The organism is Paenibacillus sp. (assembly GCF_035645195.1).
In the GTDB taxonomy this organism is placed as follows: Bacteria; Bacillota; Bacilli; order Paenibacillales; family YIM-B00363; genus Paenibacillus_AE.
Genome location: NZ_DASQNA010000017.1, coordinates 1 through 25,258 on the forward strand (window position 1 = coordinate 1; position 25,258 = coordinate 25,258).

17 protein-coding genes and 2 pseudogenes are annotated in these 25,258 nt (G+C 43.6%); 16 read left to right on the forward strand and 3 right to left on the reverse strand.

Features of this window, described 5'->3' with window-relative positions:
* A pseudogene (locus VE009_RS08375) lies at positions 1 to 976 on the forward strand (hypothetical protein); the annotation flags it as partial.
* Between the two features lie 847 nt (positions 977 to 1,823).
* Positions 1,824 to 3,188 carry an O-antigen ligase family protein gene (locus tag VE009_RS08380; protein ID WP_325006937.1) on the forward strand — a complete coding sequence of 455 codons (1,365 nt, stop codon included), beginning with the start codon at positions 1,824 to 1,826 and terminating at the stop codon, positions 3,186 to 3,188.
* Between the two features lie 1,696 nt (positions 3,189 to 4,884).
* Here the strand turns inward: VE009_RS08380 and VE009_RS08385 are convergent.
* Positions 4,885 to 5,130, reverse strand: a complete 246-nt coding sequence (locus tag VE009_RS08385) for a hypothetical protein (protein ID WP_325006938.1) — start codon at positions 5,128 to 5,130, stop codon at positions 4,885 to 4,887.
* A gap of 169 nt (positions 5,131 to 5,299) precedes the next feature.
* The gene (locus VE009_RS08390) at positions 5,300 to 6,388 is read right to left on the reverse strand and encodes an acyltransferase (RefSeq protein WP_325006939.1); all 1,089 of its coding nucleotides are present in this window, start codon (positions 6,386 to 6,388) and stop codon (positions 5,300 to 5,302) included.
* 653 nt (positions 6,389 to 7,041) lie between these two features.
* On the opposite strand from VE009_RS08390, the pseudogene VE009_RS08395 reads away from it, so the two are divergent.
* Together VE009_RS08395 and VE009_RS08400 are read left to right on the forward strand one after the other, a co-directional pair.
* A pseudogene (locus VE009_RS08395) lies at positions 7,042 to 7,797 on the forward strand (IS3 family transposase); the annotation flags it as partial.
* Between the two features lie 1,449 nt (positions 7,798 to 9,246).
* Positions 9,247 to 9,501: a hypothetical protein gene (locus tag VE009_RS08400; RefSeq protein ID WP_325006940.1), complete on the forward strand. Its 255-nt coding sequence runs from the start codon at positions 9,247 to 9,249 to the stop codon at positions 9,499 to 9,501.
* Positions 9,502 to 10,335: 834 nt separating this feature from the next.
* Here VE009_RS08400 and VE009_RS08405 read toward each other — a convergent pair.
* The gene (locus VE009_RS08405; RefSeq protein ID WP_325006941.1) at positions 10,336 to 10,707 is read right to left on the reverse strand and encodes a helix-turn-helix transcriptional regulator; all 372 of its coding nucleotides are present in this window, start codon (positions 10,705 to 10,707) and stop codon (positions 10,336 to 10,338) included.
* Between the two features lie 512 nt (positions 10,708 to 11,219).
* On the opposite strand from VE009_RS08405, the gene VE009_RS08410 reads away from it, so the two are divergent.
* The 12 genes from VE009_RS08410 to VE009_RS08465 all read left to right on the forward strand — a co-directional run bounded on the left by VE009_RS08410 (position 11,220) and on the right by VE009_RS08465 (position 25,256).
* Positions 11,220 to 11,996, forward strand: a complete 777-nt coding sequence (locus tag VE009_RS08410) for a tyrosine-protein phosphatase (protein ID WP_325006942.1) — start codon at positions 11,220 to 11,222, stop codon at positions 11,994 to 11,996.
* The gene (locus tag VE009_RS08415; protein WP_325006943.1) at positions 11,929 to 14,442 is read left to right on the forward strand and encodes an S-layer homology domain-containing protein; all 2,514 of its coding nucleotides are present in this window, start codon (positions 11,929 to 11,931) and stop codon (positions 14,440 to 14,442) included. The genes VE009_RS08410 and VE009_RS08415 overlap by 68 nt, the downstream gene beginning before the upstream one ends.
* A gap of 65 nt (positions 14,443 to 14,507) precedes the next feature.
* A complete protein-coding gene (locus VE009_RS08420; protein WP_325006944.1) occupies positions 14,508 to 15,275 on the forward strand; it encodes a YveK family protein in 768 nt (255 codons plus the stop codon).
* Entirely contained in the window at positions 15,253 to 15,963 is a 711-nt protein-coding gene (locus VE009_RS08425; RefSeq protein WP_325006945.1) for a CpsD/CapB family tyrosine-protein kinase, read from the forward strand. The genes VE009_RS08420 and VE009_RS08425 overlap by 23 nt, the downstream gene beginning before the upstream one ends.
* Before the next feature lie 286 nt (positions 15,964 to 16,249).
* On the forward strand, positions 16,250 to 17,140 hold the full coding sequence (galU, locus tag VE009_RS08430; RefSeq protein ID WP_325006946.1) for a UTP--glucose-1-phosphate uridylyltransferase GalU: 891 nt from the start codon (positions 16,250 to 16,252) through the stop codon (positions 17,138 to 17,140).
* 19 nt (positions 17,141 to 17,159) lie between these two features.
* Positions 17,160 to 17,846 carry a sugar transferase gene (locus VE009_RS08435; RefSeq protein ID WP_325006947.1) on the forward strand — a complete coding sequence of 229 codons (687 nt, stop codon included), beginning with the start codon at positions 17,160 to 17,162 and terminating at the stop codon, positions 17,844 to 17,846.
* A gap of 11 nt (positions 17,847 to 17,857) precedes the next feature.
* Positions 17,858 to 18,811 carry a GDP-L-fucose synthase gene (gene fcl, locus VE009_RS08440; protein WP_325006948.1) on the forward strand — a complete coding sequence of 318 codons (954 nt, stop codon included), beginning with the start codon at positions 17,858 to 17,860 and terminating at the stop codon, positions 18,809 to 18,811.
* An 11-nt stretch (positions 18,812 to 18,822) separates the two neighbouring features.
* On the forward strand, positions 18,823 to 19,809 hold the full coding sequence (gmd, locus tag VE009_RS08445) for a GDP-mannose 4,6-dehydratase (RefSeq protein WP_325006949.1): 987 nt from the start codon (positions 18,823 to 18,825) through the stop codon (positions 19,807 to 19,809).
* Positions 19,810 to 19,890: 81 nt separating this feature from the next.
* Positions 19,891 to 21,183, forward strand: a complete 1,293-nt coding sequence (locus VE009_RS08450) for a hypothetical protein (protein ID WP_325006950.1) — start codon at positions 19,891 to 19,893, stop codon at positions 21,181 to 21,183.
* Between the two features lie 149 nt (positions 21,184 to 21,332).
* On the forward strand, positions 21,333 to 22,883 hold the full coding sequence (murJ, locus tag VE009_RS08455) for a murein biosynthesis integral membrane protein MurJ (protein WP_325006951.1): 1,551 nt from the start codon (positions 21,333 to 21,335) through the stop codon (positions 22,881 to 22,883).
* 51 nt (positions 22,884 to 22,934) lie between these two features.
* A complete protein-coding gene (locus tag VE009_RS08460) occupies positions 22,935 to 24,107 on the forward strand; it encodes a glycosyltransferase family 4 protein (RefSeq protein WP_325006952.1) in 1,173 nt (390 codons plus the stop codon).
* A gap of 24 nt (positions 24,108 to 24,131) precedes the next feature.
* On the forward strand, positions 24,132 to 25,256 hold the full coding sequence (locus tag VE009_RS08465) for a glycosyltransferase (RefSeq protein ID WP_325006953.1): 1,125 nt from the start codon (positions 24,132 to 24,134) through the stop codon (positions 25,254 to 25,256).
* Positions 25,257 to 25,258: the final 2 nt, after the last annotated feature.

The window sequence follows — 25,258 nt, forward strand, 5'->3', positions numbered from 1 at the left end:
AGGTTTGAATGCAATGATGAACCAAGGCAAGGTAAGACTTGTATGGGAGCCGGTACTAGAAGGAGTCTCAACCTACGCTATTTATCGCAGCGATGCCTCCGGTGTGGGATATGCCAAAATGGGAGAATCTACAACAACGGAATACCTAGATACGGCAATCATGCACGGCTCGACATACTACTATGTGGTGAAGGCGATCGACGGCAAGGGGGCGGAGTCGGAACCGTCGAATGAGGCAATGGTAACTGTTGAGGTAGCGGAAGTTGGGTGGTACGAGGAAAATCACTCGGAATTCGTTTACGAGGGGCGATGGCTGAACCACAGCAATGCAGGACATTCGGGAGGGAATGTGCGCTATACCGAATCTGAAAATGCTAGCATGACGTTCACCTTCCGAGGGACTGCCGTGAAAATAGGTTCTGTACTGCATCCGAATCACGGGATAATGGATGTGTACATTGACGGAACGAAAGCAGGGAGCGTCGATCTTTACAGTAGTGTAAGCAGAAATAATCAGGTAGTTTTTGAAAAAACGGATCTTTCCGACGGCGTGCATACAATTAAAATAGTGAGGACAGGTATAAAGAACCCTGCGGCTATGAAGGCGACTATTGCGATTGATTATGTTGAAGTAGGAGGAGTTGTTAACTCATTATCATCTGACTTGACAGCTGAGGTTAAAAAGGAAGGCATTCTTTTGAACTGGTCGCCCCTGGACCCGTCGTTAACGTACACGCTGTACCGTAGTACTGTATCGGACAGTGTTTACGGAGGTTCGTACGCGATTACTGTGACGGAAGCAACCTACATGGACAACTTCGTCGTTGAGGGAGAAACATATTCTTATGTGATTGTTGGAACTGATTCTGAAGGCCGGACAGTATACCAATCGAACGAGGTAACTGTTGTCGCAGGGGGTAACAATGGCCCAAGGTCGGCAATGGTAAATCGACCAGTTATAAAAAAGCTTTACTAATATTCACGAATTTCGTTAATGATAGACCGTTGTATTCTGAATCTTGGAGGGCTCCCTACTTTTTTCACCAAACTTACGCACGTTATTTAGTCAGGCCTCCTGAAGTAATTTTATGGGTTGGGCGGAAAAAGAGGCGCTTCGTTGTTTTTTTAAAGGGTTGGACTAACTGGTGAGTTCTCCTCGGAAGATCTTCGTAGCTATTTTCCAAGGTCGTTGAAGGTTAATCTTATTAGCATAGAGCGTCGTCGACGAGCATGACATGGTCTCCAGAGCGAATGATATATTCATTCCATCTTCTTAGTAATGTCATTCGTCGATGACGTTTTTATGCTTTTTTGAAAATTGGTGGTTGTTGGTACGTGCAACGTGTTGGGGGGCGCAACAAATTTGCAGTTTTTCCAAGGTCTTTTGTGAAACTCATAAAATTGTTATCAAGACATGATTGAAGAAGGAATGGACGGAGGTTTCACAATTTCGAATGCCAGGCAAGTAATAATAGGTTGCTCCTTTGCGGGTGGCTTTCGGTACCTTCGGCAGCGACGGAGTTGGTGTTTCTTAACGCCAAATTAGATTTGGTGCGTTATCCACAGAATGCTCGGAAACTGCCAAAGTCGGAAGAATGTAAATCACCTTCGCACCTCATGTCCCGTGGTCGTGCTTTATCTTGATCAAAATTATGTTGTTATCGAATTCTCAGTTCCGTTTTCAGTGTAAAGTCTTGCAGTACTCCTTTCGAAGATGAGGACTAGTTAAAAGACAATCGAATCCGATGTTTTGTTACAATTCGTATCAATAACTTTTGAAATATGGTATGCTTGTTTCAAAATTGTTAGGAGGGGAACTGTGATTGAACTCATTGTTCTATTCTTTGGGAGTTAGAGTAAAAGAGGCCACAACTAATAAATTATTATTTGTGGCATCAATAGCTATTCTGTTATCAACCGCTATAGGGGCATTGGCACCAATCAATATCCTTTACATTGCCGCTCTGGTTGCGCTGCCATTTATTCCTTATATATTAAATCCGAATGCGTACTTTTTAGTATCGTTCTTTTTATCTTCAATATATGTTAAGTATTTATTGTTTTTTGTGGACGGAATAGCTTACGGTTGGTTAGATAACGTTGTCAAATGTCTATTTTTATTCGTGATGGGGTTATTTATGATTTGGATAGGGCTGAGGGAAAAGAAAGAAATAAAATACCCAATTTATTCAGTGTTTTTTCTCTTTTCGCTCATATTTATGATTATTCCTGTTGTGCAAGCTGCTTCTTTTCAAGATGCTTTTTATTTCACAAAAATTACTACCCCGTTTCTGCTGTTTGTTTCTGTGCTAATGTTTTACGACAAAATTGATTGGAACAAGATGTACGGGTGGTTCAGACTGTTACTGTTTCTAACATTAATTTTTTCAATCTACCAGGTTACCTTAGGGGAAGCAGCGCCAAGTGATGTACCAAGAGCATCGGGGTTGACTCCAAGTAGGAACACGTTTTCAATGTTTATGGTGATGTTGTTTGATTTTATTTTCATAATAAATGCAATACGTAAAAATAATAAGCTGTCTTTTTTTGATGGAATCTTGCTTGTTCTTATTGTGTTATTGGATTTTATCGGATTCTCCCGTGGAGCGTGGGCTGTCATGGGGGGGACGATCCTGTTCCTACTAATCCGCGAGAGGAAATTTCTCCTAATTGCATTTCTGTCATCGGTATGTGTCGGAATTGCTTACGTTTTTAGGGAGCAGATTCAGTTGAGATTAATTTCTGGGTATGGTACTGGGAAAAACAGAAGTCTTGTTACAGATATGCTTATGGAAAAAGGGATGGAAAGTCCTCTTATTGGACATGGTTTCGGGTGGTCACAAATGTTTATGTTCGATGGACATGGTAGTACGGCGCAACCGCATAACGATTTTGTAAGGTTATTTGTAGACATGGGAATGCTAGGGCTATTACTGTTTTTAATACCTTACATATTAATTATGTTTAGGATGTTAAGGATAATGTTCGTAGCTAGAGTAAAATACGTTAAAACAATAGCTTTTGTTACAATCCTCTCGGTTATTCAAATACTATCATTTATGTCTGTATACAATGTTATTGATATGTTTTATGCAACAACATCGTATGTTTGGTTATTCGCAGCGGTAACCGAGATGGAATTTAGTAAAAATAGAGAGGGTGTTAGGAGGCAATTTCCAAATTACTAAGATAAGTTATTGGAACTGATAGACAGCAAAATGTTTTAGCAATGGGCAGTCCATCCACGCACGAAACTACAATTACGAAAAACGGCTACGTTACTTAGGTAAGAGTCTAGGAAACATTTTTCGTTGAAGTGAAAGAATCCCTCGGCAGTGATTTCAACATAACCCTGGAAATGTAAAAAGAACCATTGGCGACATCTGAAGGGTGTCAACGCTGGAGTTAATTTCAACACACTAGCCCCAGGATCAATTTGACACACTGCTAGGGTGTCGAAATTAAATCGGTTTTAGTTTTTTCATGAGTCGGCAGCTGTTTCCGTGGACGTTAACGACATAGGAATGCTAAACGGCCGAGAACAGCTGTTGCTAGAATGGGATCACCTAACTTGTTCCAAACCGAGTTCCTTCTAACTGGCGGGCTTGTTCGAGCTCTATCATGCGCCCACCTCGAAAAGTGTCAACACCGGAATTAATTTGACCCACTAGCGCCGGGCTTTGACCCACCTGTGCGCCTGGTGTTGAATAGATTCCGGTTTTTAGTTTTTCCTTGAGCCGGTAGCTGTTCCCGCAGATGTTTACGACGTGGGATTATTGAAGTAAGCGGTGCAGTTCGTGTAATCTAATCACTGTCCCACTCCTTAGCATATGCCTCCCCTCTGAAGCTACTTTGGTCGGTATTTTCAGAGAGATGTATTCTACAGGGGGGGCATTTTCTTTCGGCGATGGTGGGTCAATTATATCCCGACGGTGACATAAGTCGCTGGATCTGAATGCCTTGAGGCTTTGGATAGGCGTATCCTTGAGCTGTGCTGAGATAAGTATATTGCTTCTCGCACACACCAATGTCTGTGATCGGTATTGCTTCCGTGCCGGGCAATGAGTTTCTTTTCGTAGTAGAACTTTACGAACGTTCACTGCCCGTACCTTTACTTCCGCCCGCAAAACCGCCACAGAACACTGAAACGTACACCGTCATGGCTTACAAACTCAAGCGATCAATGGGTCGTTCGCCGGTCATGCCGTGGATGCGGCAAATTTGCTCGTCGCACCACCGCCGAAAATGGCAGTTTAAGTCCCCGAGATCCGTGAAACGACTTACGGCCATCCGTTCGACATCCCCCTCGTCTGGGGGCGTCGTACACGACAAACCTTGGGAATCATGGCGATGGCCGCCGCAAAGTCCCCCACACAGTAGGCGACTCTGCTAAAGAAATTCAAATTCTTGCTGTTCAATCAGATCAGCCGAGGGCTAGGGAATTGTTAAGGATGGTATTAGTCGGACAAGATATGATACTCGAAATCGCTACTCTCACAGATACGGCACGTTCCACTGTTCTCTGAGTTTATCCAATATTTCTTCGCCTGGAATTAACAGAACGGAAATCTCATCTCTGTGCGCGATGTAACCGCGCGACGTACTTAATGCGATGTATTTGCCGATCGGTGCACCCGCGGAAAGATTGGACAGTACCGATCCGCTCCACTGCTTCACGTTGTCCGTGCAGTTCGTCAGGATCAGCTTCCCATCGAAATGCGTCCAATTCGAATCCGTATTCGCGTAAGTGCTGGTAGTCGCGGTCCTTCTCGTTCCTCCTTTGTAGCGACGTTCCACCACGTGAACGAGAAGTGCGTTCCTGAAGGGATCGAGCAACCGCGTTACAGCGCCACCGCCGGCTCCGTGCGTCGGAACGACCCTTCCTTACCTTGGCTGCAGGGTATTCATCAAAATAAAACCCCAGTTTCTCCGACGAATCGCCACCGGCAACGCAAAAAGGAAGACGCCATTGTTGACGCTCCCCTCTAAGGTCTGCTCGCCACGCAGCTTCTGTTTTTTACTTTCCCAATAATATGCTCCCATGGTATCCAATACGGCTAAGTTGAACAGGGTGCAATATTCCTGATCTTTTGGTAAAACGCTTGATCCGCAAGCGATTCTTACTTTCAATGACACGGTCCTTACAATTAGATTGGTCAGTCGAACTCTTCGAACTCTTCGAGCTCGTGAGTATAAGGAACTTTAAAAATCGTTGTCTCCAGAAAAATATAAATAAATCCGCTGAGTTTTGTAGAAATCAGGATCTCTGTTTTTTATAAGGAAACGATCAACTCTATATTTATGCTTTTGCTACACTATCCCCCGGTAATACTTTTGTCTTCCTTTGATATTTGTGCCCGATTTTCCTACTCCAGTCAATGCTGGGCTGTTCAACGTAACGATATGTAACCATTGATATGGCTACAGTAATCGCAATGGTTAATGTATATAAAAGGATGAATCTCAAATGCACTTCCATTTGATTTCCGACCCCTAAAGCGACGATTTGTTCGATGACCAAAAAATGAACTAAATACATACTGTAGCTAATCTTCCCGATACTTGACCAAAATTTGTTCACGAAAAGGATGAGTTTTCGTTTTGATAAAACATATGAAAAAACTAAGAACGTTACAGCAACAATTGTCGTCTTATTCCCAAGATATGCCAGGACGAGACTGACGAAAGCAACCAACGAAAAAATAAGTATCCGTTGAGTCTTCGTTGGTGTCTTATTCTCGTTATCCCTTTTCCATAAGAAGAATAATAAGATTCCCAAAGCGAAAACAGGGAGTTGGTTCGGTAGCCATAAATACAAGTAGTTTTTCCAAAGTTGTTCACTTCCAATCGGGCTGAACTTAGAAAGTATCGTCCCTAGTCCATAGCAAACAATCATTGAGAGGATTACAAAAATTATCGACTGCCTTACATTTTTTATTTTTGCATACAACAACGGTACGAAAGCGTAAAAGGTCATTTCAATTGCTATCGACCATTCTACTCCTATTATGCTGTTGATCCAGTACGGATTAAACCCATTTATAAATGTAATATGGGAAAGAATATTGAGTAGGGTAACATTTTCCTGGTCACCTAACCAGTAACGCGGTCCAAGACCATTTACTAACAGATAAACAATTAGCGCGAGGTAGTATAACGGCGCAATCCTAAAAAATCGCCTTAAATAAAAACTACTTAATGATTCACCTTTACCCTCCCTCCTGTAAAGGGAAAGAAACAATGTAAAGGCGCTAACCAAATAAAAAAGCGTTACACCTCTAAGTGGGAAATAGGGAAAATCCGGAACATTTTGGGCTACATGGATCATTATTACTATTAGTATTGCAAAACCTCGTAAAGAATCAATAAACTCAAGCTTATTCTGCATTCTCCCACTCCTTAGTTTACGCCTCTTCCAATTAATACGAAATGTATCATTTTATTAGACCCTAGTAAACCCCAAATTACATCCTTTTCAAGTGGTCGTCACTAAATGATGATACATCGAAACACGACTTGCAATTTGTTGAGTGATCTCGACTTGCTAGTAGTCCCGGGTGCCTTTGCATGTGGCGAATATACAGTCTCTTCGACAACGAAAATCGCCTGCATTCCGGCATTTTCGACAAAAACCGCTTGACAGTATACGATTCGTATCATATTATTATCGCTATAACTGATAAAGCGCTTTAATCTTGTGAGTTGGGAGGGATATGATCGTGATCTACTGTATGTGCTGCAAAAAGTTGGTTCCTGTGACGGATGCATTCCGGGTCATGAAAACGGGATTTTACCAAAAAGACATTCCGCTTGGATTGTGCACGGTCTGTAATACTTACGGGGATCGGGCAGTCTATATAGAAGTATCGGCATCCTGTCCCCTTGTGTATAAAACCGCAGAAGCTTCGTAAGGCCCTTTAGTAACGCAGATGAGGTATAATAATATAACTAAAGGCAAGGACCTATCGATAGGAAACGATGGTATTATCCCCTCATGGTAGACAGTGAAAAAAGAGTCCGTGGTATCATGGATAATACACTGTTGACCGGAGGGGATTTTTTCTATGCCGCCAAAGAAGGGGCAAAAGTTTACCCAATATGTTTACCCAATATAGCGAGGAAATTAAGAAAGAAGCAGTACGTCTTCGATTACGGCCCTATTTCGGCTACTACCGCATGCGTACCGCCTTGCGCAAAGAGGGTCTCATCGTTAATCACAAAAAGATCCGCAGGTTAATGCGTGAACTGGGGATACGTTCTGTCATACGGAAGAAGCGTCCTTTCGCCGGTCGCAAACCGTCCGTCGTATTCGATAACGACTTAAATCGAAATTTTGAAGCCAGCGCGGCCATGGAGAAATACATGACGAACATCACTTATGTACGTACCGGATACGACTTTACGTATCTGTCCGTTGTCATGGACCTGCATAACAACGAGATTGTTCGAAATGACCTCCAACTCGTCCTGGATACTATCAAGGAATTAAAGGCTCCTGGAGCTATTCTGCATTCCGATCAGGGGTTTCAATACACAACTAAGAGCTACGCCAATCTATCGGGTGAACTAAAGCTAGTAGGCAGCCACTCGAGGCGCGGAAATTGCTTTGACAACGCATGTATCGAATCGCTTTTCTCACACCTTAAAACGGAAAAGCTGCACTTAGAAAGGCCGAAGACCTTCTCCGAGACCCAGCAGCATATTGCTGAGTATATCGTCTAATATAACTACGAACGTTTTCAGAAAAAACTCGGCGACCGCTCCCCAGTGGAATACCGGGAAACGATCGCCGCTTAATGTACTCTTTTCTTACTGTCTACTTGACGGGGTTACGACCACCGAAGGGTCCTTTTTTCTTGCGTTCGCCCCGAATTCTTCTTACATCGATGTTTTAGTTTGCTTGAACCTACCGATAATGATGATAAATACATTATCGGAGGCTGTGGAATGGAAAAAGGGCGTATTGTGTTATAAAAAAGGTTGCTTGTGGGGAGTGGCGTTAGTGTCCCTTGTGGGCGTTGCTGGTTTGGGTGCTGACTATATATCGCCAGCCATTTGATGATTGGATGAAGGGGTACTGTGTGGAACGACGGGTATTGCACTCTTGGTTAGGAGATTATAAGATTTACGAGCTTCGGGAGCCCCGACACAAATTCATGGCTGAAGGTTGCGCCGGAGCGCGGAGGTACCGTCGTTAGTTTGGGGCTGCAGGGCGAGGAACTTTCTATTAAACGAGGATCATTTTTGGATTTGAAGGCGAATATGCACGGCGCATCCCGATTTTGTTTCGATTTGCGGACAGTTAGCAGGGGGCCGATACGAGTGGGACGGGCAACGTACGAGATGAGAAATCACGGCGTTGCCCGAAGTATGTCTAGGGACAAGAGGGGGGCGTCTCGATTACTTTGGCATTGCGCAGCGATGCAGAATCCGGTCGTTTCCGTTCGATTTCGCGCTTCGTTTCACCTACGTCTTGAATGGTCAAGGTTTGGCGATTTATCAAGAGTACGCTAATTTGTCCGACGGGGTTCCATCCGTATTTCCGTGCCTCGAACAAGGTGCTCACGCTAAAGACAGACGCTTCTGCATGCCTAGATTACAATGATCGGGGGACGAAGCCAACCCAAGGTCCTTTAATCTGTCATGCAAAGAGTCTTTGGTTACCCTTGGAGGCAAGCAGAACTACGTACTGTTCACGATTGAAGGCATCGGAAGGGACGTGACAATCTTAAATAATATTGTGCTCTGGTCAGAAGCGGAGAAGCCATTTATTTGTGTTGAGCCTTGGATGGAGTTGACAAATGCGTTCAATGAATCCAGGAAGAACTGCTGCATGTTGCACCAAGAGAAACGTTAGAAACGTGGGTGCGCATTTCCTCGAAAGTCAGTAATAAAAGCTGATTTTTCTTCGGTTTATTCAGTAAAGGTCAGCGCAAAACCATCACCGGTTTGCGAGCGTAATAATGATCTGAATCCAGCCTACGAAGGAAATCCAAAGAAGGGCACTGAATACGGACCCGAACAGAAATCCGACTGCAAAGTTTCCGGAGTGCTGTTGCATAGTCATCGCCTCCTTAAGCATATATAGCAATTGTATGTAAGCGCTTACCAAATTACAATAAAGAATTATAATATTCTGAAAAAATAGTACTTAAGGGTTGTTTATGCAAAAACCGCGAAGTAATGTTACGAGTAGTATCAAAGAACGATGGGGAGGATAGTTCGTCATCCAATGAGGTGGTCTTAATGGCGGTAATTTTTTCTGAGTATGCTAGGAAACGGTGCAAAGAAGAGAAGATTAATCAGGCCGTTGTCGTGAGGGCGATTCTGGACATACCTCCGATGCGCGGGAAGTGGATGGTGGGATTCGGCGCTGTCGTTCTGGATTTTAGTGAGTCAGGCAATGTTGTCGTTGTTACCGTTATTTCCATCCGTAAATATAGAAAGACACGATACTCTAAAGTGCGTAAGCAAGCGTATCTGGCCGCCTCCAATCAATAATGGGGCGGCTTTTCGTGTTAAGAGGTGGGACGCATACGTGCCAATCGGTGCACAAATAGTCGACAGTAAACTACCATTCGGGATGCGTGCCTGCTCGCAGACTCGATAATTTGCGCTCCACAGCTTACGGTGCGATCAGCCCACCATAGTGCATTATGGATATCGTGTATACGATGTATACTCTGGAGCGCTGCCCAAAGCTTCTGGAGGAGAGTAGCGAGGTCGTATATGGGATCCTGTTTCCGCTTAGATGTTCATGATGGTATAAATATGATCGCAATAAGTTTTATTTTATTTAATTATTACGCATAAAATTTTAAACGTAATAAATAAAAATGGTAAGGTTGGATCATTCATCAGTTGCGGTCTCAGTCTCAATGGTAGGGTGACGTCCAAGTGAACAATGATGCTCGGTTTAAAATTTTTATGAAGGCTGATAACGGGGGGAATTGCTTTTGAACATGCTCTCATGCAGCATGAATGTTTCGCTTGAAGATATGCTTTAAAGGTTTTCGATCAAAGCCCCAAACTTTCACCCAAAGTCGGCCTTCATTGTCTTTGTACAGCTTAATGCCGATCAGGGACAACGGCGTCCAAACGGAAGAAAAATAATAATACGGCATACCGAAACCTCCCCAAACAACAGTTACCTACACTATAGAAGATACGTAATGTATCAGTCAATTCATGTAAGCGCTTGTCGAAAAATTTTATAAGAGGAATCGTACTAAACATGCATGTATGGAGGAAAGTCCGGCATATTTACTGTGATGGAAATAGGAATAGGGTAGGGTAAATGAAAAAGCTGCCTCAACAAAGGCAGCCTGGTGAACCTTATCTGATCGATCGTTCCGCTCTCACGAAGGCGATGAAGCGTTTGGCTTCCTCGGGCGTCAACTCCCTCCCGTCTACCGTCAAAGTAAACCGTTCCAGGATCGTTTCATCCGATAACTCTAAGCTTTCTTCGAAGATTTTAACGTTTTCGTTAACGGTAGGCTCCGAGTCCTCCGTCCGACCGATCAAATAATCGACAGAGACGCGAAAAAAATCCGCGATTTTCTTGATTGTCTCATAATCGGGCACTCTTCTTCCTGTTTCATAATGGGATAGAGAGGCCCTTGTGATTCCTAGACGGCTGGATAATTCACCTTGGGTTAACTTCTGGCTCTCCCGAAGTTCCGAAATTCGTTGTCCACAGGTTTTCATAGGACCCTCCTAAGTAGCAGGAAAAAGGAATGTATGCGTCATCGCGAAAAAACGACAAAAACAAAAAAATAATTTGCTTGACATGATACCATCCGTATCATAAATTAAGGTCATAGAGCAATAGGATACAAAAGGTATCAAATTGTGACACGAAAACTACAACCGCGAGGTGAAGCATGAACAAGTCCGATCCTAGGCGTCGTCTCCGCGTCACCATTGCGGTACATATCAACGGTGTGTCATCCGACAACTCCCATCATTACCCGATGAAGGATCGGATATACCACTTAACCCCATTACGAGCAATCTCCAAACAGAACGATCAAGAGAAGGTAGTACAAACCATCCGCCGGAAAGCCTTGGACAGCTATCGATCTCACACAGAATGGTACGAGAATTATAAACTCCGAAGGGAGGCAGTGCATAAGGTTGACCTCTAACATGTTTATTATAGAGCAACTGGACAAGATTTGCACTTCCTAAATCCCTGTTTCGACAAGGAGAAATGGCTCATGATCGACATCCACTGCCACATTCTCCCGTGTTTGGACGACGGGGCCCAGACCTTAGAGGATGCGACCGCGATGGCAAGGCAGGCAGTCCGTCATGGGATTGCTACCGTTGTTGCGACTCCCCATTACATGGATGGCATTCATTGGAACGAGGGGCCGATTGTGCATCGTTCCGTTAAGCAATTGAAGGATATCCTGGCCGCGGAAGAGATTCCGCTACAGGTACTGCCTGGCCAAGAGATCCGGGTATTCGGCTCGCTAATGGAGGAGCTGCAGGAAGGCAAAGCGATTCCTATAACTCAAAGCCCCTATCTTTTGCTTGAGTTGCCTTCGGAACAAATACCCGACAAACTGGATGATCTGATTTACGAGCTGCAGCTCCGAGGCATGACCGCGGTGATTGCGCATCCCGAACGAAATCGCGCGTTCCTTAGACAGCCCGACCGTTTGTTAGAGCTTGTAGAGCGAGGGGCATTATGCCAACTTACTGCGAGGAGCATCCTAGGATCCGCCGGTAAGGGCATAGAAACTTTCAGTTGGCAGTTATGTGAACGTAATTTAATTCACTTCATAGCATCAGACGCGCATGATTGCGGAAGGAGAGGCTTCCGGCTCCTAGAGGCCTACGACGCGATTCGGAAACGACTTGGGAATGAGTACTGCGAATATTACATAACGAATGCCGAGCATTTGGTCGAGGGAAGGGTAATTGACAGCTTGGAACCGATACGCCCTGCAAGGCGGTTCTTTAGCAGTTTGTTATTTGGAAGAAAATAATAGAAATGGAGTGGATTATGTGACGAGGAAAAGGACGAAATTGCTTGCAGCAACAGTAGCCGCGGGGTTGTTGTCGGGGACAGTCGTACAGATTCCATATAACGCGCTGGCCGTTTTTCCTGTGTTGCCGGTTGAAGTGAAGGGGGGCGTCGCTAGTGCGGCGTTGCCGCCGGAAGCACAAGCTGTGTTGGATGTATTCGATGCAATTAAAAGCAAAATGACGTCTGACGAAAGAACGGCCGTTGGGAATACGCGTGCGGCATTGACGAACTTGAATGACGTAACGCTGCTGAACCCGATCTGGGATGGGATCGAAGCCAAGCTGGCCACAGTCGATGCGAAAGACTATCCCCTGGTCAAAAAGGAAAATCTGTTAGCGCTGATCAAGGACTTTCACTTCTTCTATGTATCCAATGACCTTACTCTAGAACAAATGTGGTTGAAGCATCGCCCCTTAATCGATCAACTCGCTAAGTTGGGTGGCGTGACAGGCGGTCTGCAGGAAATTGACTTTGGGGATTTCACCGAATTTTACGTGGCTGTTGTGAACGAGGCGAAAAACCAATTCTCCTCGCCGGCGAGAATCGCGGAGCTTTTGGTTTCGAGGGGCGGCGTCTCCGGAGTCATCGATGCGTGTTTGGAAGCTGCTCTGAACAACAACAGTTTGATGTTCAGCAAAGTGTTTACAAACCTCGGAATCACAGGGGCGGAGCTCATTCAAGTCAAAAACGCAATGGGCGCGATCGTAGACCCGGACCAGAAGGCGAGAGATGCCTTGGCTATGGGTTATCTCCGCTCGCAAACCGTATTCTCTAAGCAGGTGAGTACGGACGGGCGAGTTGTTACGCCAAAGCTGACGGTGCTGGACAAAGAAATTCCGAACGACGTGCTGACGTGGACGGTGAAGAGCGGGTCGAATGTAACCTACGACGCCAATCGGAAAGCATTCGTGCTTGCAAGTACGGTAACGACCGCGAAAGTCACGATTGAAGCGAAGACGCTCTTTATTGTAAAGATGCTGTACGAAGGCGAATTGGAGCTTACGGCGGTAACCAGCAATCCTCCACCGAGCGGAAGTCCCGGCAGCTTCTTGCCGCTGCCGCCACTGCATTCGAATTTTGATGCGGGAATCACCAACATCAGAACGAGGATTTCCAACATTATCGGAGCGATCCCGGCAGGCGCGACGCCGGAGCAAATCAGAGAGGCTCAAATCGATGCGAAACGTCTTGTCGAGAGAGAGCTTAAGAAATTAGCGGTTGTGGATGTTAAGGCGTTCGTGCGGGAACAGAATGGAACGAAAACCTTAAACCTGACGAATGCAGACATTACGGAAATCAAGAAGCACATGGCCAAGGTAAAAGCGCAGGCGGACGAACTGAACGCTTTGCTGCTTTCCGCCGATCCGAGCGCACAGCCTGCCGAGATCGAATTCTCCTTGGATTTCGGGACAGGTGACAACTTCGAGATGGTCATCCCAATAGGGTTGATTCAGGAAGCAAGAACGGTAGGAATCGACAGAATCGGCGGCATCTTCAACGGGATGAATGTCACCATTCATGCTGACGAGCCGGTAACCGATGACGTCACGGTTCAACTACGCCGTCTCGCGCCTAACGCCGTGACCAGTGCGACGTCGTTCCCAATCGGTTCCGACGTTTACGAGCTTGAATTGTTCGAGAACGGGGAGCAATTGGAGAGCTTTGAACACCCGGTTACGCTGCGTTTGCCGGCGACGAACATTAACGGTCTCGATGTAGAGCGATTGGTCGTAGCTAAAGTCGTGAATAACGGGCTCCAGGTGTTTACGAGTTATTACGATGAAGACGGCAATCTTGTTGAAGTCGAGAGGGATACGCTCTCCACGTATGTCGTGATCGAGAATAAGGTTGAATTCGACGATGTCGCATCCGTGAGCGCCTGGGCAGGTCGGGCGATCGACGTAACGGCGGCGCAAGGGATCTTCGAAGGTCGCCCCGGAAGTAAGTTCGACCCGAACGCGAACATTACGCGGGCCGAATTCGCGAAGGTGCTCGTCGATCTGTTCCAACTGGGCGACGCGGAGGCGACGGAGTCGTTCAGCGATGTGAGCACGTCGGATTGGTTCCATTCCTACGTAGCAGCAGCCGCGAAAGCAGGCGTGATCCAAGGCCGATCGGCCAGCATCTTCGATCCGAATGCTCCGGTCTCGCGCGCCGAAATGGCGGCGATGGCGGCACGCGCCTTGGTTGCGGCGGGCGAAGCACCGTCTGTAAGCGATGCTGCAGCTTACGTATCTAAATTTACGGATGCAGATCAGGTGCTCCCGGGCCTTGAAGAGGGCATCGCAGTCATGGTTCGCGAAGGGTTCATGCAGGGCGTTCCTGGTGGAGCGTTCCAGCCGAATGACTACGCAACGAGAGCACAAGCAGCCGTCATGATGTACCGCATTTGGCAGAGCAGGTAAAGAACATAGTTATATCCTCCTCCTTCGGGAGGAGGACACCCATTAGGGAGGCTTGGAGGGAACTTATGGATTCATCTATGGAGCTAAAAGAGTATGGAAGAATATTAAAAAAGTGGCTATGGCTGATTGCTACGTGCATTATTTTCGCTTGCACGACTACGGCTATCGTGAGCTACTACTTTTTAGAACCGGTGTACCAGGCTTCCACGAAGTTGATCGTCAATCACTCGAGGGAAAATGACGGGATTCTGAAGCAAATCGATCTGAATGAAGTAAATGTAAATATTAAACTCATCGACACTTATAAGGAAATTATTAAGACCGATGCCGTAATGGATAAAGTAGTGGAGCAATACCCGGAGCTGAATCTTACAGCCGGGCAATTAATCAACAAGGTTCAAGTAAGCTCCGTTAACAATACGCAGGTAATGACGTTATCGGTAAAGGATGGCTCATACGAGCAAGCTGTGAAAATTGTCAATGCAATTGCCACAGTGTTCCAACAGGCTGTTCCGCAGATTTACAACGTTGACAATGTACAGATTCTTAGTACGGCCAAAATGGTAGAGGATCCTTCTCCTGTAGAACCAAATCCTGTCTTAAATATTATGGTCAGTTTTATTTTAGCGCTGATGTTGTCGGTGGGTATCGCTTTTCTGCTCGAATATTTGGACGACACGATCAAGACGGAGGCCGATATCTCGAACGTCCTAGGCGTACCAACTTACGCCGTCATTTCGGTCATTCAGGACAAGGATTTCGCTCCGCGGAATGAAAAAAGCGTGAAACAAAAGGTAGGGGAGGTCCCTTATGCGACGACAACGGCGAAATAACGACCGTCCGATCATTATGGATGCGAACCCGAGGTCACCGATTTCGGAGGCATACAGAACATTACGAACCAATATTGAATTTTCTTCCTTAGGGGAGCCGTTGCGAACCATCATGATTACTTCGGCCCAGCCGGAAGAGGGTAAAACCACTACGGCGGTCAACCTAGCAGTGGCGTTCGCGCAAGCAAATAAGAAGGTTGTTCTCGTCGATGCGGATCTTCGGAAGCCGACACTTCACTACATCTTTCAAAAACATAACCGCGGCGGGTTAACCAGCATCATTGCGCAACAGAAGGGCATTGACACGATGGCGCAGGAGACCCATATCGAGAACCTATATGTCATCCCATCAGGGCCGATCCCACCGAACCCATCAGAAATGTTGGCATCAACCCGGTTTACCGAGTTGTTAGGGGAGCTCAAATCACAATATGACATTGTCATTATAGATACTCCACCTTCTTTGGCAGTTACTGATTCTCAAATCGTCGCATCGAAGTGCGATGGAGTGTTATTGGTAATTAACTCCGGTAAGGTAAAGCGACAGTCCGCACTGCGGGTTAAAGAAGGCTTAGAACATGTCAATGCAAGATTGCTCGGTGTAGTGCTTAATAATATGAAGCGATCGAAAGCCGACGCTCAGTACTACTACTATTACGGCAGTCGTGAACAGGAAGCAGGAACGTAACTCGAGCTAAAGCTAGTATAGGTGTTGATATTATATAGGAAAAAACTATGTAAACGGTTTATCCTATAGGTAATGCCTACTGTACCTTTATCACTGTAGGCACTCGGTCATGCTGTGGGTTCTGCGGAACCTTAGACGTTTATCGTCGAGGGTGTGATGTGAGGGCGGGTTAGATGCCCATATTAATAATTTTAATTTATCCAGTTGTTAGCGAGATATCTTTCTCACGGGCAGAAGAGATTGAAGTACAAGATAAAGCAAGTGAAGAGAGTGGGAGGAAGGTTTTATGAAGAGAGTAAGGAAAGCGATCATTCCAGCCGCTGGCTTGGGCACCCGTTTTCTGCCTGCGACGAAAGCAATGCCGAAGGAAATGCTGCCAATCGTTAATAAACCAACCATTCAATATATTGTCGAAGAAGCAATCGCATCTGGCATTGAAGACATCATTATCGTAACGGGGAAAGGGAAGCGGGCGATCGAAGACCACTTTGACCACGCTCTCGAATTGGAAACAAACCTCGTCGAGAAAGGGAAGTTGAAGCTCCTTGAGGAGGTGCGCAGGCCGTCCAGCGTCGACATTCACTACATACGGCAAAAGGAACCGAAAGGTCTCGGCCACGCAGTATGGTGCGCGAGAAGATTCATCGGAGACGAGCCTTTCGCGGTGCTGCTCGGCGACGACATTGTCGTTGGGGATCCGCCTTGTTTGAAACAATTAATGGAGCAATACGAGGAGACGCAGGCATCGGTCATCGGCGTGCAACCTGTATCTGACGAAGAGACGACCCGTTATGGCATCATCGATCCGAAAGAACGGCACGGCAAACTATATCAAGTACATAACTTTGTGGAAAAGCCGACGCTCGGCACCGCACCGTCTAACCTGGCGATCATGGGCCGGTACGTACTTACACCGGAAATTTTCAAATATTTGTCTATGCAGGAGCAAGGCGCGGGCGGGGAAATCCAGCTGACAGACGCGATCCAAAAATTGAATCAGGAGCAATCGGTGTATGCGTATCATTTTGACGGTATTCGGTACGACGTTGGCGAGAAGCTTGGATTTATTTTAACGACGATCGACTTCGCATTGCGGGACACCGAATTGCGTACGCCGCTGTTGAAGGTGATGGAGGAAATCACCGGCAAGGAATCGGTTCGGCAAGTGATTGGGTGATCTTTGAGGAGGGTATATGATGGGGGCACCGAATGAAGCAAAAGCTTTGGAACGGCGGCAATTCGGGGCTGCATTTCCTGCTTTGCAGGAGAATGACCGCAAACTGTATTTAACCGCGAAACGAATGCAGGACATTGTTGCTTCCTTGGTTGGGTTACTTTTCCTCTTACCCTTGTTTATCGTGCTGGCCATCTTAATTAAGTTGGAAGATCCGAAAGGACCCGTGTTGTTTCGGCAAACGCGCGTCGGTAAAGGCGGGCGCGAATTCCAAATGTACAAATTTCGTTCCATGGTTTCGAATGCCGAGCAAATGCTGGAGCAGCTGCTCGACAAAAATGAAGTAAGCGGATTAATGTTCAAAATGAAAGACGATCCGCGCGTGACGAAAATCGGAAAATTGATTCGGAAAACAAGCCTCGACGAACTTCCGCAGTTGATTAACGTCCTCAAAGGCGAGATGAGTTTGGTCGGTCCTCGTCCCCCGTTGCCGCGGGAGGTGGCGGTTTACAATGCATATCATTTGCAGCGGTTAACGGTAACGCCGGGTTGCACCGGTTTGTGGCAAGTGAGCGGGCGCAACAGCGTCGGCTTCGATGAGATGGTGGAGCTTGATCTTCAATATATCCGCGAACGCAACTTATTTTATGACATCAAAATTATCTTGAAAACTGTACTGTTATTAATCCGACCTAACAGTGCTTATTGAGGAGGGGAAGTATGGAGAAATCCGAAAAAATATTCGTAGCGGGCCACCGGGGGTTGGCGGGCTCCGCTATTTACCGGAAACTGCAGTCCGAAGGATACCACAATATCATCGTTCGGACGTCGCAAGAGTTGGATTTGCGCGACGCTCAGAGCGTCCATAACTTCTTTCAGGAAGAGCGGTTCGATTACGTGTTTCTCGCGGCGGCGAAAGTAGGCGGGATCGTGGCAAATAACGATTATCCAGCCGATTTTATTCGGGATAACTTGTTAATTCAGACGAACGTTATTGACTCAGCATACCGAACGGGCGTCAAGAAACTATTATTTTTAGGCAGTACTTGTATTTATCCGAAGTACGCTCAGCAACCGCTGAAAGAGGAGTATTTGCTTACCGGAGAATTAGAGCCTACGAATGAACCGTATGCAATTGCGAAAATTGCCGGCATTAAGATGTGCCAGTCATATAACCGACAATACGGAACGTGTTACATATCGGTCATGCCGACGAATTTATATGGTCCGAATGATAACTTCGATCTGCAAACTTCGCACGTTCTGCCGGCGTTGATCCGCAAATTCCACGAAGCAAAAGAAACGAACGCGCCCGATGTGCAAGTGTGGGGAACCGGGAATCCTCGGAGGGAATTTCTTTATTCCGACGACTTGGCAGATGCATGCGTATTTTTAATGAAGCATTATGACGGTAACGACATCGTCAACGTCGGTGTCGGCGAAGACGTAACGATTCGAGAGTTGGCAGAATTGATCAGAGAGACGATTGGGTATACGGGTAGTATCGTATTCGATACGAGCAAACCGGATGGCACACCGCGAAAATTGGTTGACGTAACAAAAATTAACGAACTCGGTTGGAAGGCGTCCACATCCTTGAAAGATGGTTTGGCAGCGGCATACCAATGGTACTTAGAAAACGAAAATCAACTGCGCAAAGTGGCAGTTCACTAGGAGGAAAACAAATGAAAAAGGCATTAATTACAGGTATTACGGGGCAAGACGGGTCGTATTTAGCAGAATTTTTGCTTGAAAAAGGGTATAAAGTGTACGGTTTGCGCCGTAGAACGAGCACACCCAATTTTGAAAATATCGAACACATTAAAGATGAGATTGAATGGCTTTCGGGCGATTTGACGGATTTGTCATCTTTAATTTTTGCCGTAAGTATTTCGCAGCCGGATGAGGTTTACAACTTGGCGGCGCAGTCGTTCGTAGAGACCTCCTGGCCGCAACCCTTGTTTACAGGACATGCGACAGCACTTGGCGTTACGAATATGTTGGAGGCGGTCAGGATCGTCAAGCCAGATGCAAGATTTTATCAAGCTTCCAGCAGTGAAATGTTCGGAAAGGTTGTTGAAATTCCACAGAAAGAATCGACTCCTTTCTACCCTAGAAGCCCATACGGGGTCGCGAAAGTGTACGGCCACTGGATTACAGTCAACTACCGTGAAAGCTTTAATATGTATGCTTGCTCAGGTATTCTCTTTAACCATGAATCACCGCGACGCGGTTTGGAATTCGTGACCCGGAAAGTGACGAATGCAGTCGCGCGCATCAAGCTTGGTCTCCAGAACGAACTCCGGATGGGCAACCTTGACGCCAAGCGTGACTGGGGCTTCGCCGGCGATTATGTCAAAGCGATGTGGCTCATGCTGCAACAAGACCAACCGGACGATTTCGTCATCTCGACAGGCGAAACACATACGGTCCGCGAGCTGCTGGAAGTTGCCTTCTCCTACGTTGGGTTGAATTACGAAGATTACGTCGTTATTGATCCGAAGTTTTTCCGTCCGGCCGAAGTTGACTTGTTGCTGGGGGATTGCACGAAGGCGAAGGATAAGCTGGGCTGGCAACTGGATGTTGGATTTGAGGATCTGATCCATATGATGGTGGATGCGGATCTGGACCGAATTGGGAAGATGAAAAAGCAGGAGGTTACTACCATTTAATTAGCTTAATTAAGGATGAGGGGCTATCCCAAATAGCCCCAATTAAGCCTTTTTCTAAACCCTACAGAAGGTCGGAGATTTATGATAAAAATAAAGCCATTTATTGAACACGTATCCTATTGTGAGCAATGTCATAAGAAATTAAAAAACAATCAAATATTGTGGCAGGGAATTCATGTTTGTGTAGAAATGAATTGCGAAGATTGTGGAGCGCATTACATTGAGGATTTGCCAGTAGGACATGCAACCTACTTTCCTTATAAAGTTAACTTATCTGAAGACAAAATATTTGGTGAGAAGAAAGGACTTAAATGGCTCGGTCAGCCATTTCTAAATTCACTTAAAAATCCGGAGAAAGACACAAAGATTAATTTGATGGTAAATAAGAAGGTAAGTCAACTTGGCAAGGCGGTTGTAGTAATTAACACCATTGACTACCTTTACGGACATTCTTTATTAAAGCTCTTGAATGTACAACGCGAGGCGGAAGAAAACCAAGATAAATACATAGTGGTAATTGTCCAAAAAGCGTTAGAGTGGATGGTTCCTGAAGATGTCTCAGAGATTTGGACTGTAAATATTTCATTTAAACAAGCAAGGAGCTATTTCCCTTCATTAAATGATGCAATTAATGCCGAGCTACTGAGATTTAATGAAATATTCATAAGTCATGCTTATTCACACCCAAATAAATTTAATATTGAAAAATTTACTCGTACACTTAGATATGAGGAATCAAAATTTATATCACCAAGGATCTCTTTTATATGGAGGGAGGATCGGCTGTGGCTTAAAAATGTGTATGTCTCCAAAGCGATCCAAAAACTTGGACTTACGGGAATTTTCCTGTCCCCTTTTTTGTACATACAAAAAAGGAAGGTGATTAGTTTATTTAAAAAATTGAAAAGGGAATTGCCTTCATTCCAGTATACAGTTGTCGGATTAGGCCAATCATGCAGGTTTCCTAATTGGATTAATGACGAAAGAGTTTCCGCATTTAACAAAGAAACCGAGCTGAGAATTTGTGGTATTTATAGCGAAAGTAAGGTTGTAATTGGTGTCCACGGGTCAAATATGTTGCTTCCTTCAGCACATGCAGAAATGGTAGTAGATATTATGCCAATTGACAGGTGGGGTAATTTTGCGCAAGATATTCTTTTCCAAGAAAGTGAAGATAGCAGATTAACTAGTTATAAATACAGATTTATACCAATCGAGATTAATTTAAAAATATTGTCTAAGATTATTAGCCGGCAAATCAATAATTACCAACATTATAAAATGCAAATGTCTGAGGATACAGTAAATAACATCAACTGGGAATCAAAGAGATTACTTTCCGGAGATGCTATTTCCTTTGCAGAGCAGCTATAACTTTATAGAGAAGTTTGAGATGTGGGTGTGATCCACCCCCTTTTTTTGTGATGTTTTCAGCGTTCTTCCCAACTAATGTTGTTTTGAATACTCACTTGAATTGTGGAGGAAGTATATTTAATGATAAATAACTTTAAAAGGTGCACGGTGTGAATAGATACCTTAAAATAGGAGTAATTCTTCTATTTGTAACAACAGTAACAAGACTTCTTGGCTTTATTCGTGAAACCATAATAGCTGCTAATTTTGGTGCATCAGGTGTTACTGATGCTTTTTTTATAGCTGTTTCTATCCCCAATATTATTTTTACAACGATTAGTACCACCTTAGGTGTAATTATTGTTCCAACTCTTACAAAGATTTCAGTTAGAAATCCAATATTATTTAATCAGTACTCGAGTTTTTTCTTTTTTCTACTCTTAGGCATTGTATTTTTGATCTCAAGCATCGGCATTTTTTTATCGCCGATTATTGTCAATTCACTATTTAATAATTTAAAGTACCCAGAACTTGCAATAATGTTGACAGCTTTATATTTTCCATGCCTAATTCCTATGACACTCAATCATTATTTTTCATCCTTTCTACAAGTAAAGAAGATATTAATAATTCCAACTTTAACACAATTACTTTCAAATCTTGTTGTAGTTGCAACAGCCATTTATTTTTCTAAAACCGTGGGGATTAAGGCTGTTATTGTTGGGACACTAATCGGACTGTTACTCCAAACCCTCATATTATTTGGATTCAGTAGGAACTCAGACTTTAAGCTAAGTGTTAAGGGGAAACTAGGTAACATTAGGGATTTCTTAAATGAGGATATAAAGAAAATAGCTCCGATTTTAATAACTACATTTGTAATCCAGCTAAATTTATTAATGGATAGGTTTCTCGGATCCTTTCTAACCGAGGGTAGCATCTCCTCTTTAAGTTATGCTTTCAAGATCAATGACTTCATTACGGGTGTGATTATAACAGCATTTGGGGCTATCCTTTATCCTGACTTTGCGGAACTTCACCAAAAAAATAAAATAGAAGATCTTAAAAAATTAGTTTTCGGAAGTGTTAGGGTTATATTCTTAGTTACAATCCCTCTTGTTTTGGGTACCATAGTTTATTCGGAAGAAATTGTGAGAATTCTATTTGGGTATGGGAATTTTGATGTTGACGATATAACTTCAACAGCATTGTGTTTGCTTTGCTACACATTAGCAATCCCCTTTCTAATCCTTACTTCTGTTTTAAGTCGGTATTATTACGCAATTGAGGATATTAAAACTGTTTTATTCAATTCATTGTACTACACAGTTCTTAATATTGTATTAAGTATTAGTCTTGTAAATTACCTTGGAGCACGAGGAATTGCCTTGGCATTTTCAATTTCCTCCTTTGTTGGGGCAGTGATGCTTCTTATAAAATCACATAGAAGGTTGGCATTGTTTAATTTACCCGAACTGGCAAAATTTCTGATTAAAGTTATGTCAGCCGCGATAATAATGGTCGGGTTACTTTATTGTTTTAAGACTTTTGTTAATATTAATGAAATTGTTGAAATGGGTATAGGCGTATTTATTGGATTGGGACTTTATATCCTATTTACACTGCTGCTGAAAGTTTCAGACGCCCAATTACTAGTTAAAACACTGGTTAATAGGGGGAAGAAGAAGCAGGAGAATGTTTTGGAAAAAATGACGAGTTAACTTTATTTGACACATGTAATAGGATACGTTCTGTTGAAAGGGTGTTTATACGTGAGTTTAAACAAGAAAATTAAGGGTGTAGTTTCAGTTGGTTCTAAGTTTCATGCACCATACACAGCAGAAGCGTTGTACCGGTTCGATATGTTACAGAAATTTATAGCTGGTAAAAAATTTCAGAACAATACCTTAATACCGCAACAAAAAATAATGAATATCTCATTGCCACACTACATAGCTATCTTTTTAAGAAAATTACCGATATTCGGCCATAAGTTGCCTTATAACATTATTTCGGATGCCTTGTTCGATGTTATGGCTAATAACAAACTTTCAAATGTTGACTTCTTTATCGGATTTAATAATTTTTGCTTAAGTCAGATGAAAACAATGAAAAAAAAGGGAGCAGTGGTTTTTCTCGAGCAGAGAATCGCACACGTCCAGACAGAGATTGATATTTATACTAATGAATTTGGTTCAGTACCCTCGAACTTATCTAAACGAATGGTTAAGAGAAAATTGGAGGAATATGAAATCGCCGACTATATTCTGGTTCCAAGTACATTTGTTTATGATTCAATGGTAAAAAACGGTGTTAATAAGGGAAAGTTAATATTAATCCCTTATGGATATGATCCGAAACTTTTTTATATAAAAGGCAATACTTTTAGCGCACAGGACGAGAGCAATAAACCTCTAAGAGTAATATTTGTAGGGCAAATCGGCTTTAGGAAGGGTATTAGATATTTACTAGAGGCCATAAGCAAATTACATGAGAAAGGGTTAAATATTGAGCTGACTTTGGTAGGTAACATTGATAAAAACTTCATTCCTGTACTGGAAAGGTATGCAGGATCGTTCGTCCATAGAAAATTTGTGCCACAGAGTGAGCTCGTAGAAATTTACAATAACTCGGATCTATTTATTATACCCAGTCTGTGCGAAGGAAGCGCACTCGTTACATACGAAGCGGCAGCTTGTGGCTTGCCATTGGTAGTTACAGAGAATACAGGAAGCGTCGTAACGAATGGACATGATGGTGTGATTGTTAAGGTGGGAGACACAAAGTCAATAGAAGATACTCTGGAGATGCTATATTACGATAAGGATTTTTTAAATAATCTTAAGGCTAATGTATCCCAATCTATAAAAAATTACACTTGGGAAAAATATTCTGAAAGACTTGTTAATGCGATAAATAACGCACTAGATAAATCTCGTAATTAATAAAATTCACTCGAGGTTCAAAATATGGAGAAAAACCTATTAATCATAAGAAATTTCGCGAGTAAAGTTAATGCGGATACGTATAACCTTCAAGAAATAGGCTTGGGGAAAGCCTTAGTAAGGAAGGGTTTTAATTGTGACGTGGTTTATTTCAATGGAGACGCCCCCACGGAAATTGAACAAATTTACCAGGTAGACGGAAATGTACTTAGAGTAATAAAAATGAAGGCCAAAAAAATATTTAGTAATGGTATTTATAGCGAAGTATTTAAACGTGGTTTTTTAAAAAGATACAAATACGTGATGTCTACAGAATATCATCAACTTATGACGTATCTACTCTCAATTGTATGCCCAGAAAAGCTCCTGATTTACCACGGTCCATACAAGTACGATGATAAGAAACTAATACAACAGGTCTATGATTTAATGTGCCTTCCAAGGATACGTAAGGTGACTAACTGTTTCGTAAAATCTGATCTTGCTAAAAAATATTTAATAGAAAAAAAGCTAAATTGTATTACTGTGGGTGTAGGTTTGGACACCGACAATTTAATTAAAAGTAAGGAAATAAACAAAGAGGTTGAAAGCAAATTAAGCAAAGCACATGGAACGAAGAATCTTCTATATATTGGGGTACTAGAGGAACGTCGGAATATATCTTTCTTGCTGAGGATTTTCAAATTAGTAGAGGAGCAACATGACGATGCCCGTTTAATTATCGTAGGAAATGGAACGGAAGAGGATAAGAGAGTATACATGAGGTATATCGAGGAACATGGATTAGAAGATAAGATTATTTATTTTGAAAGAGTGGAACAAAAGAATTTGTGGCAAATTTACAAGGTAAGTGATCTTATGTTGTTCCCCACCACTTACGACATATTTGGGATGGTTTTACTTGAGAGTTTCTATTTCCAAGTGCCCATAATTTCCTCGTTGAACGGTGGTTCATCAACGCTAATAAATAACTACGTGAATGGGATAATTATTGAAACTTTTGATGAGGAACTTTGGCTTAAAGAAATTAATAAAGTTCTCTTAGATGAAGCATTTCGGGAAAGATTAAAAACAAACCAGATTGTTACATCCAAGGAATTTACATGGGATAATGTTGCAGCTAAGTTACTCGATAACTTAGCTTTTTAATT